The organism is Flavobacterium psychrotrophum (assembly GCF_003403075.1).
GTDB lineage: Bacteria > Bacteroidota > Bacteroidia > Flavobacteriales > Flavobacteriaceae > Flavobacterium > Flavobacterium psychrotrophum.
Genome location: NZ_CP031557.1, coordinates 4,353,631 through 4,366,373 on the forward strand (window position 1 = coordinate 4,353,631; position 12,743 = coordinate 4,366,373).

The window sequence follows — 12,743 nt, forward strand, 5'->3', positions numbered from 1 at the left end:
CTTGACCGAACGACAAATGTGACCGCTTATCCCTTTACAAATTTAAGCTGTACGTTTCCGGCTGAGGTCTCCAGTTTTATAAAGTGTATACCAGTACTCAGTGCAGACACATTCCATTGTGTATCGTTGTTCGATTCTAAAACTTTTTGGCCTAACGCATTATAAATAACGGCATGATTTACGGTAATGCTGTTGGGTAGTTGCAATTTCAACAGGCTGTTAGCAGGGTTAGGATATAAACTTATACTATTTTGTGCTAATGGTGTAGCCGTGCCCAATACAGCAGCATTATCTGCACTAATAATATGGTAATCTGCATTGACCTCAACGGTATCGATAGTAAAGTTTACAGGCACGGTAAACTGCTGGTTGTTAAAAGTGTTGTCTAATATTGCTTCATACTCCTCACCATTTGTGCCATGAAAACGCACAGGAACCGGCATTTCAAAAAACGAGACCGAAGGGTCGCTCTGTGATTGCGATATGGTTACAAGTGTATTACCATTGCCGGAACCATTTACCACAACAGTATAAGTAGGGTAGCCCTGGTTGTATATCCAGTTGTTAAAAAACTCCGTCAGGTTAGTATCCGATGCCGCTTCCATGTGTTGCTGAAAGTCGGGTGTTTTCGCATAGGCGTATGCCAGTGTATTATCGGCAAGATAGTTTTTAATACCCTGGTAAAAAGCGGTATCGCCTATCTTATAGCGCAGCATATGCAGTACCATAGCACCTTTGTTATAGGTAAGACGGCTGCTAAAAATGCGGCTGTCGCTAATAGTATCATTATCTGTAAGGTATACTGCGCCATTTGGCGATGATACTACGCTTGCTATTTTTTGCGCCCGCCATGCCCTAAAACCAGATGCACCATCCTGATTTTCTACCACCAGGCCGCTCAGGTAGGTAGCAAAACCTTCGTTTAGCCAGATGTCTTTCCATGAGCCGCAGGTTATCTTATCGCCAAACCACTGGTGCGCCAGTTCATGCGCAATAAGTTCGCGACCAAAGCTGCCCATAAAAGATACTGTAGTGTGCTCCATACCGCCGCCCTGGTTCCACTGGGCATGACCGTATTTCTCTGCACTGAAAGGGTAAGCTTCAAAGGTGTTTTCATAAAAATTCATTATGTCCAGCGTTTGCGACAGCAAGGGTTCGTTTTGAGCACTGCTCTCAGGGTAGAGGTAATTTACCACCGGGAAGTTTGACATGGCTGAGGTATAATTTTGGGTATATACCGTATAGTTTGTAACTGCAATGGCTACCAAATAAGCCGGGATGGGATAATTGTGTTTGAAGTGGGTGGTTTTATTACCTCCTGTAGTAGTTTGCCCTATTTCTAAGCCGTTGCTTACGGCCACATATTGAGATGGTGCGGTAATATACACATCCAGCCCCTCTATCTTATCTATAAGATCCTGCTTGCAGGGCCACCATTCTTTAGCACCATAAGGTTCGCTAAGGGTAGCAAGTATAGGCCGGCCGCTGTGAGAGTTTAATACAAAAGCATCCTGCTCGTCAGATGGTGCACCATTATAACGTACTACTACCGTGGCCTGCTGGCCCGTCTGTAATGTGGTGCCCAGGTTTATTACCAGTTCATCATTACTGTTTTGGGTAAAGTTTACAGTGGCTCCGTTAAGTGTAACAGCTGTTACATCAAGATTATCTGCCAAATCGAAGGTAATGGTTGTCATGACTGATTTAGCAGTAAACGCAGTTGTTATGATGCCTGATATATACTGCTCCTCCGGGTCTACGGTAAGCTCTAGTGTTGTATGGCCTACATCATAATTTCCGGTATTAAGGTTTGCCCTGAAATTGCTGGTGCGGTAAGCCGCTTTCATTTCGGCTTCTGCCATGTTTTCAAAAGCAGTGTCATTGTGCGACTGAGTTTGTTGCGCAAACGCGGCAAGCGTAACTATATTTATAAGGAAAAATGTCAAATTCTTCATTAATCGTAATTTTTCCTGTAAAGATACTTGGTAATTTATTTGCTTTGATACCGAATTGATAAAAAAGAGGCCAACGCGGTTGTTACCACGGTGGCCTTTGATTATTATTTTAAGCAGAAGCTTATTCTATTACCAGTTTTTGCCGTATTACTGATGTGCCGTTGCTTACTTCTGCAATATATAGCCCTGCGCTTAAACCATTAAGAGCAACAGTACCGCTTGCAGAACTAATCGTTTTTTGGCTAACCAGCTTACCTGTAAGATCGAAGATCTTTGTTTCTAACGGCAATGCCGCTCCCTGCACATTAATATTCAGCACATCTTTAGCAGGGTTAGGGTAGAGGCGTACCTGTGCGGTACCAAAATTTACCGTGCCTGCTGTGGTTTCTACAATTTTATATATAATGCCGTTAGTACGTCCTACCGCATAAAGTTCGCCATTAATATCTTCGGCAAAGGTAGAAATGTTGCCCGTAAAATTACCGGACCAGGTTATTTCGCCAGAAGTATCAGTATAACCTATCCTGCTGTTACAGTAATCTGCAAATACATATTTACCCGCAAGAGCAGGGTAGAGGCTGCCTCTGTATACATACCCGCCCGTAATAGAGCAAGCATTGTTGGTATGGGTATACTGCGCCACCGGATATGTAAAAGTAGCTGCTGCTGCACAGCTCTGGGTATTATAAGCATCGTTACCCTCATAGCAACGCCACCCATAGTTAAGCCCGGCAGCGGTAGCAGGGGCATGATTGATCTCTTCAATATTCTCCTGGCCTACGTCGGCTATCCAGAGGTCGCCGTTAAGGCGGTCAAAACTTATCTTCCAGGGGTTGCGAACGCCCACTGCCCATATTTCGTCGGCACCATCAGTATCTGCATACGGGTTACCCGCCGGTATGGCATAAGGAGCAGCACCATTTACATTTATACGTAATATTTTTCCGAGCAGGCTGTTAATGTTCTGTCCATTGTTGTTAGGGTCGCCACCACTGCCACCATCGCCCATAGCAATATACAGGTAACCATCTGGTCCAAACCGTAGGCAGCCTCCGTTGTGGTTGTCAAAAGGCTGTGTTACAGTAAGCAATATCTGCGCACTGTTAGCATCGGCAAGGTCAGGATTCGCAGCACTACGCGAGTATCGTGCTATAACCGTATTACCATTGGCATTAGTATAATTTATATAGAAGTAACCATTGTCTTCATAATCCGGATGAAAGGCAAGCCCAAGCAATCCGCGCTCGCCATCAGTCGTGGTAAGGCTGCTTATGTCTAAAAAAGGCGTTGTGTTAATGGTGCCATCTGTATTTATGATACGGATAAGTCCGCCCTGCTGCGTTACAAAAAGGCGGCTGTCGCCCGCGTTTACTACTTCGGTAGGCGCTGTTATGCCCGATGTAAACTGGGTAAGATTAATGTTTTGAGAAAAGCCATAGCTACAGCAAAGCAGCAGGGCGCTAAGTATTGTTTTTTTCATAGCCTGTTTTGTATAAGTTGTTGTAATAAAGGTATTAACAAAGTTGTATACTTGTAAAGGTTTTATGAAAAGTTTAAGGTGAGTTGTAAGTAGTTAAGAGGGATACTTTAAGAATCACTATCTTTACCGCCCTATAAACTAAAAACAGGTTTATGTACAATAAAAATCGCATAAATAAACTAAGGCGTGTACTTATGCGCAGCCTTACCAAAGATGTTGGTACCACACATACTAATGTTAAAAGGGAAGGCGACACCAATGCTTCTATTAAAAAAATACTGGTAAGCCGACCTAACCATCGCCTGGGTAACCAGTTGCTGCTTACCCCTCTTATTGATGAACTTGAAGCCACGTTTCCGGGTTGCTCTATAGATGTATTTGTACGCGGCGGACTGGCACATGTGCTCTTTAAGAATTACACATCGGTAAGCGGTGTTTTTAAATTACCTAAGAGGCCATTAAAAGAAATAATGGCTTATTTAAAAGTATGGAGAGCTGTTAGTAAGGCCGACTATGACCTTGCCATAAACGTGGCGCGCGGCTCATCATCCGGGCGTATGTCGATACAAAGGGCTAAGGCACGCTATAAGCTTTTTGGCGATTTACCTGAAACCGCAGTTGAAAAATATCCTGACCATATGCACATGGCAAAACATCCTGTATATGTGTTGCGTACTGAGTTAGCTAAACTGGGTTTTGAGGTTCAGGATAATCCGGTGCCGGTAATGGATTTGCGTCTTGACGGCGCGGAACTTAGCCACGCCAAAGCAGAACTGGATAAGCTGGTGTCTGCCGATAAAAAAACAATCAGCATTTTTACATACGCTACGGGTTCTAAGTGTTATACACCAGAATGGTGGCTGCCTGTATACGAAAAACTAAAAACACATTTCCCTGATTATAATATTGTAGAGGTATTGCCTGCCGAGAATGTGAGCCAGATACATTTTGCCGCACCTACATTTTATAGCCATGACGTGCGCGAAATTGCGTCCTTTATTGCTAACACGGCTGTTTTTATAGGTGCAGATAGTGGCATTATGCACCTTGCCAGTGCGGCTAAGGCGCCTACTGTTGGCCTTTTTAGCGTTACCGATGCTACTAAATATGGCCCGTATGGCAATGGGAGTATTGCAGTAAACACAAATAACACAGATGCCGATGGGCTTGTTGAAGCAGTAGCTATAGTGCTTAAAAATAATTCATAGCGTTTTTGTTTGTAAGTCTGCTTAAGCTGATGTGTAAAAAAGATGTGAATTATTTTTTTGAAAAGGGTTTAATTGTATATATTTGCACCCTGAAAATAATGGCTTCGTAGTTCAACGGATAGAATGGGAGTTTCCTAAACTTTTGATCCAAGTTCGATTCTTGGCGAGGCTACAAGACCCGCTTCATGCATATGGAGCGGGTTTTTTTATTCCCAAAAACCCTATCTTTGGGTATGCATCAGGAATTTACCCCGTCTACTGCGCTACAGCATACCATAAAGTGTTTTTGGTACGATAGGATAAATGCTGGCGGACTGCAACCTACTTTTGAGGTTGTACCCGATGGCTACACCGAAATTATATTTTATTTTGGCAGTAATTGCAGTATTCTCACTGATGGGCTGCCACAGCCATTAGCATCGCCCTTTATGATGGGACTGCTTAATAACCCCGCTGTTTTTCAAGCTCCATATCCGTTAGATATCATTGGTGTGCGTTGCTATCCCTGGACGATATTTAATTTGTTGGGGTTACAATCAGGCAAGGCTGGGGTAAAGGCACTTCACCATCCTGTTGCCACACTTCAGCCTGCACTTAACAAACTTATAAGTGCCGGAAAGATACCGGAGGCAATTACGCTGCTTGAAAATTACTTTCTGACCGTACAGCCGCAGGTTGCCACAAATAGCCAGCTTCAAAAAGCAGGGGAAGCAATTACTAAAGGCAAAGGCACATTGCCCGTTAGTGAGGTAGCTGCCGAAGCCCACATAACAGTGCGCACACTGGAACGGAATTTTAAGCAATCTTCCGGCTATTCTGTAAAAGACGTCTCCGGACTGATACGTTTTGAACAGGTGCGCAACCGCCTGTTGCAGGAGCCTAATGTTAATCTTGCAGGGTTAGCACACGAATTGGGTTATGCTGACCAGTCACACCTTAGTAGAGAGTTTAAGCGTTACAGTGGCACTACACCATCTGTATTTGCTAAAAATAATAAGAAAGCGTAAGGAATACCCCTGTTACTACTTTGTCGCATTTATACAATCACAACTAAAAGGTAATATAGAATTTTGCATTGTAATTAAACATTTAAAATATGTTACTGCAAGATAAAGAAGTCGCTATTATTGGCGCAGGGCCTGTAGGGCTTACAATGGCAAAGTTACTGCAACAGCAGGGGGTAGCTGTAACCGTTTATGAAAGGGATATAAATGCACAGGCAAGGATATGGGGCGGCCCACTAGACCTGCATAAAGGAACCGGACAGGATGCCCTGAAAAGGGCGGGGCTATTACAGCATTATTATGATATGGCAATATGTATGGGAAGGACAATAACGGACAAACAGGTAAACCTACTTTTTCGGAGGATACCGACACCCGAAGAGGAATACGACAACCCGGAGATAAACAGGAATGATTTAAGGATATTATTGCTGGAAAGCTTAGCGGCAAATACCGTTGTTTGGGATAGAAAACTTAGCGGCCTGACAGCACTTGACGCGAAATGGATTTTGCACTTTGAAGGTAAGCCGGACGTGGTTGCCGATTTTGTTATTGGTGCCAATGGCGGGATGTCATCCGTGAGGAAATATGTTACGGATGCTGAAGTAGAATATACCGGAAGCTTTATTATTCAGGGTGAGGTGCCTGATCCGGAAATTAACTGCCCTGAATTCTATCAACTGTGCGGTGGCAACATACTCATGACCACTGCAAACGGTATTACGTTTACTGCAAACCCTAATAATAATGGAGCATTAATGTATGGCATTTCATTCAGGAAACCTGAATCATGGTTTATTGAAAATCGCCCCGATTTTCAGGATGTGGGGAGTATTGCTACTTTACTTTCAGATATGCTGGCAGACTGGCACAGCGTTTATAAAGAGCCGTTTCGCTCAACATCTCTTTTTGTAGGGCTGCCTACCCGAAAAATCGCTTTGAACCACTGGAAAACAAATAGAACTTTGCCCATTACCCTTATTGGAGATGCCGCACATTTAATTCCTCCTTTTGCAGGGGAGGGCGTAAACACCGGATTGCAGGATGCTTTGATATTATCAGATAATCTTACTAACGGAAAGTTTGATTCCGTAGCAGCAGCTATCAGTAATTACGAGCAACAAATGTTTGTTTATGCAGGCGAAGCACAACTACAAACAAGCATAAATGAAATAGCAATGCACGAGCCGGAATTTTCGTTTCAAAAAAGATTTAGTGAGTAAACAGGCTTTGCAGAAAATGAAACAGCCTCTACTTTTACAGCAGAGGCCATCTCACATTTGAGTTAGTTAATATAATCCGTTGGTTGGTTTAGAGATTAGGTATCACACTACTTTTGGGATATTTTACTTTATAGCTAATGCGTATTTTCCTGGTTTCGCCGGGGCTTAGTTTTAGTTCCCAGGTCATGATGCCGGTTTCGGTATCTATTTTTGCACCGTCATCTTTTAGCAGGGTAACTTCTACTTCTTTATCGGTACTTACAGGGTACTGGTCTTTAAGTTGCAGGCTTACACTTTCTTTTTTATTGTTGCGAATAACTGTTTCATAAGTAAAGGTTTGTTCCTTGTAGCTGCTCAGGAATTTTGTCCCGCTCTTATCGGCAATTTTCTCACGGGTAATCGAAACCTTCTTGTCACGTCCCATACTAAGGCTCAGCGTATCTCCCGTCTGGTTAGGTAGTATGGTGGTTTTGCCAATATACATTTTATCAAAAATAATATTTGCCTCGCCCGGCAGCAGGTTGTACTTGCCGTAATCTGTAATCTCTGCCAGCAAAAACGCTTCTTTCTCTACCCTTGGTACGGCATAATGGCGATGCGTGGCAGGCAGTTTAATTTCTTTAAGGCTTACGCTGTGTGCTTTGCCATTGCTGGCTACATCATACGGAATATCTATATCAAACGACACATTTAGCTGGTTCTCGTTAATGGTTGTAACCTGAGAAACCGAAGCTGTACTCATTTTTCTTGTAGCACTCCTATAGCCTTGTACCATAACCTCATCGAGTTGCTGTTTTTCTAATTCTACACCAGCCACGCGGCTCTGAGCTGTAGTAGCAGCGCCTGGAGTGCCATAAATACGGGGTTGCTGCATTTGCAAAAACCAGGTGCCTAACTCGGGCGCTATGCTGTTTTGGTTGGGCGAGCCGCTGCTCAGGGTAAGCTTTACCTTTTTCCAGTCGATACCTGTGGTTTGCTGTACACGTGCTTTATACATCATGTTTATAGGGCCGCTGGTGTTATCTGCACGCAGGTCGTAGAACGGTACCCAGCCTGCACCCGCAGTAAGGTATTTAATTTCGAGTGGCACATTGCCGGCCTGGCTGTTCATAACCTGGAGTACCAGTTTACCCTGCGATGTCTTATCCTCTTTTTGGGTATTGGTGGCAAGACGGGTATTGAGTTTTTCTAAAAGCTCATTTAGTTTCTTCTCTTTTTCGGCAAGCGCATTATAATTTACGTTAAGCTCGTTTCGCTTGGCTTTGTAGTAATCGGCCAGCTTTATGAGTTCGGCAACGCTCAGGCCGCTGTTTTGACCCCCTGCCTGGCGGTTGAGGTCTAAGAGTTCGATGGTTTTTTGTTCGTTATACTTCTCGCCACTTATTTTTTCAATAGTTTTCTTAACGATTACAATACTGTCATGCACTTTTCTGAGTGCGGGTGACGCCTCATCATGCTCATATTCGCTAATATAATCGCGCGTAAATTGAACAGATAGCACCGTAAGGCTTTCCGGTGCGCCTATTTGTACGGTGTTTTCATTAACGTAATCTGCTACGTTTTTAATTACGATCTCGCTGGTGCCTGCGGGCAGGTTTAGCGTGGTAGTCTGGGTTAGTTCGGCATTGCTGTAGTACACGGTTGCTGCCGTAACCTTAGCCGATGTAAATATGGGTTTTTGGGCGAATGCCATGCCGCACACAAGCAGCAGTAGTAGCAATAGGTTTCTCTTAAGCATAAATGTCTTTTTATGTAAAGAGGGAATTGTTGAGGTAAAGGTTGGGAGGGGAGTGAAATTTCTGTGGAAATAAGATGTATGGATGTGATTTTGGGAAATAAAAATGGATATAAAATACCCAGTAGTAGGTATTGTTAAATGTCTGTAAATCAGATATTTTTGAATGGAATAATAAATCTTTATATAATTTAAATTACATTTAACATGAAAAAATTTATCCTTATTTTTATTTTGATCGCAAATCATGGTTTAGCACAAACATCTACAGAGACCTTACCGTTAGACCAGGTAATAACTATAATTAATAATAGTTTAGATTCGGCAAGTAATCAACTTAAAGACGTGAAACTGAATATTACGGAAGCTGAAGTTTCTTTAAGCACTATATATGACAAATCAGGAGGTGGAGGTTTTAAGATATTTGTTAAGGCCGAAAAAAAGTGGGAATTAGAGAAAACCAGCACAATGACTTATTCTTATAAGAAAGTTGAGCAAATTGAGAAAATTAATAAATCTTTAGAGAGTTTGGATAATTCATTTAAAAATAGTCTGACGAAGGCGATTGTTCAAGCAGCAAAACAATGGAAGGATAGCTCTAATACAGTTAAAGGATTAAATAAAGATAGCTTCTCTGTAGAGATATCTTTCGCTTTTACGTCTAGTGGTGGTGCTGGTTTTGAAGTTGAAGTTTGGGGTATAGGTTTAGATGCAAGTGTTAATCTCGAAAATACAGCCGTTCATACAATTAGTTTAACTTTTAAATAAAATTTACTTTTAAGAATATAAGATATAAACAATGTGTATTAGGTTTTCCGTGATCAGTATGGCCTAAAAACAAAAAAGCCAGTCGTAAGACTGGCTTTAAAAGCTCCCCCTCTTGGGCTCGAACCAAGGACCCTCTGATTAACAGTCAGATGCTCTAACCAGCTGAGCTAAGGAGGAAACTGTATATTGTTTCGATAATCTGGTTATCTATATTTTTTAAGAACTTAAAGGCTTATTGTGTTGCCTTGATTGCGGTGCAAATATACACCCATTTTTAAGTTCTGCAAACATTTTTTTCAAAAATTTTAAAAGAATTTATCACGTATCAAAATCCATATATCCTTACCCATAACTAACGCCATGAGACTAAGCAAAATAACCATCCCTACAGTCTGTACAACACCTGCAGCTTTATCACTAAGTTTTTTTCCGGTTAACATTTCTGCTATAGTAAATATGGCATGTCCGCCGTCTAAGCCCGGTATTGGCAGCAAGTTCATAAAGGCAAGCCCTACCGAAAAGAACGCCGTAAACTTCCAGAAATACTCCCAGTCCCATGTTGTAGGCAGCTTGCTCGCTATACCCACCACACTTGTTACCTGCGTGTAGGCACCGGTACTAGGGCGCAGTATAAGCTTAAATTGCTTTATTGTATACACAAGTTGAGTGTACGATTCTTCCATAGCAGCCGGTATGGCGCTAAAAAAGCTGTACTCCTGCCTAACGTAATAATCTTTTGCGCGTGGTGCTTTTTGTACAATGCCTATAGTTCCTGTAGAATCTACTGCCGTGGTAATGGTCATAGGGGTATTGCCACGCTTTATATTAAGCTGTAGTGTGCCCTTTTTATGCTTAAAGGCCTCTTCGCCTACCTGTGCCATATACTTAAGCGGTTTGCCCTCTACACCCACAAGGCTGTCTCCTGTTTTAAGGCCTGCCTGTATAGCCTGCCCTTTCGGGTTAAGGCTGTCTATAACCGTAGCGCTTACCAGCGGGTGAATAAAATCACGGCCTTCCTTTTCCAGTATGTCGTGCAGGTTCTCATCGGTAAGTTTTATATCTACTACCTTACCGGCACGCTCTACCTGAATATGGTCGCCAAGCAATACATCAAGCACCATACGGTCAAAACGCGGTTGGTATTTACCATCTACCTTAAGTATCTTGTCGCCGTCTTCAAAACCTGAGGCTTTACCCACAGATCCAAATGCAAGGCCTTTTTCCTGTATTACGGCGGTAGACATGTATTCTTTGCCATAATAAGTATATACAAACGTAAATATAAACCAGGCCAGTAGTATGTTAACAATAATACCGCCAAGCATAATAATAAGCCTTTGCCAGGCCGGCTTAGAACGAAACTCCCACGGCTGCGGTTCTGTTTTCATGGCTTCGGTATCCATGCTTTCGTCTATCATACCGCTAAGCTTTACATAGCCGCCCAGTGGCAGCCAGCCTATTCCCCATTCTGTTTCGCCTATTTTCTTTTTGATTAATGAAAAGCCCGCATCCATAAAAAGGTAAAATTTTTCTACGCGTACCTTAAACATTTTTGCGGTTATGTAGTGCCCAAACTCGTGTAAAATTACCAGTATTGAAAGCATTAAAACCAGCTGGGCAATCTGAATCAGTGTATCCATTTTATGTTTTAAATTCTATTACAAACGCACAAAAATAGTGTTTTCTGATTTACCATCCTGTAAATAATTACCCACGGGCGGCATTTAAAAGTTTGTTAATAATGACGAATGCAATTCATAATTAACCGTTGTGGGGTAACTTTACAATCCTTACATTTATTCCGTAAGATATTTCAGCTAAAAGTTTACACCACGTTTTGGTAGAAAACCAGTATCTCACTATGATAAAACCACTTCCATACTTACTACTACGGCTGCTCATTGGTATGAGTTTCTTTGGTCACGGACTTGTACGCCTGCCAAAACTCGATAAATTCAGCACCTGGATGGTAGGTGAATTCCAGAATTCCCTTTTGCCTCAGACACTTGTAAAGCCCTTTAGCTGTATTTTGCCTTTCGGCGAATTAATTACCGGGCTGCTCCTGCTCATCGGGCTTTTTACAAAGCAGGCCTGTGTGCTGGGCGTGCTGATAGCCCTTGCCCTCATCTTTGGGTCATCCATGATAGAAGAGTGGGGTAGCATACCATCCCAACTTATCCACGGCGTCATTTTAGTATTTTTATTACAACACCTTGTATCAAACCATTATGCGCTCGACGCAAAACGTAAACCACAACAATAAAACATAGCTATGTCACACTTATTTTCCATACTTCAGCTTAAGAGCATTATATTAAAAAACCGCATTGTGGTATCACCCATGTGCCAGTACAGCGCCATAGACGGTTTTGCTAACGACTGGCACCTGGTACACCTTGGCGCACGTGCCATAGGCGGGGCAGGGCTTATTATCCAGGAGGCAACTGCCGTATCGCCAGAGGGGCGTATTTCTCCCTGCGACCTGGGTATCTGGGATGATGCCCACCTCGAAAAATTAAAACAGATAACCGCCTTTATCATGGAGCACAATGCTGTGCCGGGTATACAGTTGGCACACGCAGGCCGCAAGGCCAGTACTACCCCGCCATGGCAGGGCGGCGAAAAGCTGACACTGGAGGGAGATGGCTGGCACACCGTAGCGCCAAGCGCCATTCGCTACAGTGACCACGAAGAGTTTGCGCCCATAGCATTAGATAAAGATGGTATTGCTAAAGTGGTGGCCGATTTTAAAGCCGCTGCAAAACGTGCCCACGATGCCTGCTACAAGGTAGTAGAACTACACGCGGCACACGGTTATCTTATTCACCAGTTTTTGTCGCCGCTAACAAACCAGCGTACAGATGAATATGGTGGCAGTTTTGAAAACCGTACCCGCCTGTTGCTCGAAATACTCGAAGCCGTACAGAGTGTATGGCCTGCAGAACTTCCTGTTTTTGTACGCATATCGGGTACTGACTGGGCAGAAGGTGGCTGGAACGAAGATGAATCGGTAGCGTTATCTAAAATCCTTAAAGAAAAAGGTGTCGATGTTGTAGACTGCTCGTCTGGCGGTGCTGTATACTGGCAAAAAATCCCCGTAGCCCCAGGCTACCAGGTACACATAGCCGAAAAGGTAAAGAAAGAAACCCACGTATTAACCGGTGCCGTAGGCTTAATTACCGAAGCCCAACAAGCCGAAGATATTCTTGCAGCGGGCAAAGCAGACCTGGTGCTCTTTGCCCGCGAATCGCTGCGCGACCCTAACCTTGGCCTGCGCTTTGCACACGAACTGGGTGTAGAAACCATTTGGCCTAAGCAATACGACCGTGCTCAGTGGAGAAAGAAGTAGTGATTGGTTTTTAGTCGCGGT

At 43.1% G+C, this 12,743-nt stretch carries 10 protein-coding genes and 2 tRNA genes; 7 read left to right on the plus strand and 5 right to left on the minus strand.

Annotated elements, in window-relative coordinates; translation table 11 throughout:
* Window positions 1-26: 26 nt before the first annotated feature.
* Together DYH63_RS18905 and DYH63_RS18910 are read right to left on the minus strand one after the other, a co-directional pair.
* Complete coding sequence (locus tag DYH63_RS18905; RefSeq protein WP_116790281.1) at window positions 27-1,955, minus strand: M1 family metallopeptidase; 1,929 nt, start codon at window positions 1,953-1,955, stop codon at window positions 27-29.
* A gap of 121 nt (window positions 1,956-2,076) precedes the next feature.
* Entirely contained in the window at window positions 2,077-3,435 is a 1,359-nt protein-coding gene (locus DYH63_RS18910) for a PQQ-dependent sugar dehydrogenase (RefSeq protein ID WP_116790282.1), read from the minus strand.
* Between the two features lie 152 nt (window positions 3,436-3,587).
* On the opposite strand from DYH63_RS18910, the gene DYH63_RS18915 reads away from it, so the two are divergent.
* The 4 genes from DYH63_RS18915 (at window position 3,588) to DYH63_RS18930 (ending at window position 6,870) form a co-directional block, all read left to right on the plus strand.
* Entirely contained in the window at window positions 3,588-4,643 is a 1,056-nt protein-coding gene (locus DYH63_RS18915) for a glycosyltransferase family 9 protein (protein ID WP_116790283.1), read from the plus strand.
* Between the two features lie 100 nt (window positions 4,644-4,743).
* Window positions 4,744-4,815: transfer RNA gene (locus tag DYH63_RS18920), tRNA-Arg, on the plus strand.
* Between the two features lie 61 nt (window positions 4,816-4,876).
* Window positions 4,877-5,650, plus strand: coding sequence for a helix-turn-helix domain-containing protein (locus DYH63_RS18925; protein ID WP_205528266.1), 774 nt, complete (start codon window positions 4,877-4,879; stop codon window positions 5,648-5,650).
* An 89-nt stretch (window positions 5,651-5,739) separates the two neighbouring features.
* Window positions 5,740-6,870 (plus strand): FAD-dependent oxidoreductase, encoded by a 1,131-nt coding sequence (locus DYH63_RS18930; protein ID WP_116790284.1) that lies wholly within the window; start codon window positions 5,740-5,742, stop codon window positions 6,868-6,870.
* Window positions 6,871-6,958: 88 nt separating this feature from the next.
* Here the strand turns inward: DYH63_RS18930 and DYH63_RS18935 are convergent, their stop codons facing one another.
* A complete protein-coding gene (locus DYH63_RS18935) occupies window positions 6,959-8,608 on the minus strand; it encodes a DUF4139 domain-containing protein (protein ID WP_116790285.1) in 1,650 nt (549 codons plus the stop codon).
* Between the two features lie 204 nt (window positions 8,609-8,812).
* Between DYH63_RS18935 and DYH63_RS18940 the strand changes: the two genes are divergently transcribed.
* On the plus strand, window positions 8,813-9,373 hold the full coding sequence (locus DYH63_RS18940; RefSeq protein WP_116790286.1) for a trypco2 family protein: 561 nt from the start codon (window positions 8,813-8,815) through the stop codon (window positions 9,371-9,373).
* A 103-nt stretch (window positions 9,374-9,476) separates the two neighbouring features.
* Here the strand turns inward: DYH63_RS18940 and DYH63_RS18945 are convergent.
* Both DYH63_RS18945 and rseP read right to left on the minus strand, forming a co-directional pair.
* A tRNA-Asn gene (locus tag DYH63_RS18945) sits at window positions 9,477-9,550 on the minus strand.
* 128 nt (window positions 9,551-9,678) lie between these two features.
* Entirely contained in the window at window positions 9,679-11,013 is a 1,335-nt protein-coding gene (gene rseP, locus DYH63_RS18950) for an RIP metalloprotease RseP (protein WP_116790287.1), read from the minus strand.
* 221 nt (window positions 11,014-11,234) lie between these two features.
* Between rseP and DYH63_RS18955 the strand changes: the two genes are divergently transcribed.
* Together DYH63_RS18955 and DYH63_RS18960 are read left to right on the plus strand one after the other, a co-directional pair.
* Entirely contained in the window at window positions 11,235-11,636 is a 402-nt protein-coding gene (locus DYH63_RS18955) for a DoxX family membrane protein (RefSeq protein WP_116790288.1), read from the plus strand.
* 9 nt (window positions 11,637-11,645) lie between these two features.
* Window positions 11,646-12,722 carry an NADH:flavin oxidoreductase/NADH oxidase gene (locus DYH63_RS18960; protein ID WP_116790289.1) on the plus strand — a complete coding sequence of 359 codons (1,077 nt, stop codon included), beginning with the start codon at window positions 11,646-11,648 and terminating at the stop codon, window positions 12,720-12,722.
* The last annotated feature ends 21 nt before the right edge of the window (window positions 12,723-12,743 follow it).

Bases quoted from the DNA above. Each gene is read 5' to 3' on its own strand.
- DYH63_RS18905 (WP_116790281.1), bottom strand. From the start codon at position 1,955: ATGAAGAATTTGACATTTTTCCTTATAAATATAGTTACGCTTGCCGCG.
- DYH63_RS18910 (WP_116790282.1), bottom strand. From the start codon at position 3,435: ATGAAAAAAACAATACTTAGCGCCCTGCTGCTTTGCTGTAGCTATGGC.
- DYH63_RS18915 (WP_116790283.1), top strand. From the start codon at position 3,588: ATGTACAATAAAAATCGCATAAATAAACTAAGGCGTGTACTTATGCGC.
- DYH63_RS18925 (WP_205528266.1), top strand. From the start codon at position 4,877: ATGCATCAGGAATTTACCCCGTCTACTGCGCTACAGCATACCATAAAG.
- DYH63_RS18930 (WP_116790284.1), top strand. From the start codon at position 5,740: ATGTTACTGCAAGATAAAGAAGTCGCTATTATTGGCGCAGGGCCTGTA.
- DYH63_RS18935 (WP_116790285.1), bottom strand. From the start codon at position 8,608: ATGCTTAAGAGAAACCTATTGCTACTACTGCTGCTTGTGTGCGGCATG.
- DYH63_RS18940 (WP_116790286.1), top strand. From the start codon at position 8,813: ATGAAAAAATTTATCCTTATTTTTATTTTGATCGCAAATCATGGTTTA.
- rseP (WP_116790287.1), bottom strand. From the start codon at position 11,013: ATGGATACACTGATTCAGATTGCCCAGCTGGTTTTAATGCTTTCAATA.
- DYH63_RS18955 (WP_116790288.1), top strand. From the start codon at position 11,235: ATGATAAAACCACTTCCATACTTACTACTACGGCTGCTCATTGGTATG.
- DYH63_RS18960 (WP_116790289.1), top strand. From the start codon at position 11,646: ATGTCACACTTATTTTCCATACTTCAGCTTAAGAGCATTATATTAAAA.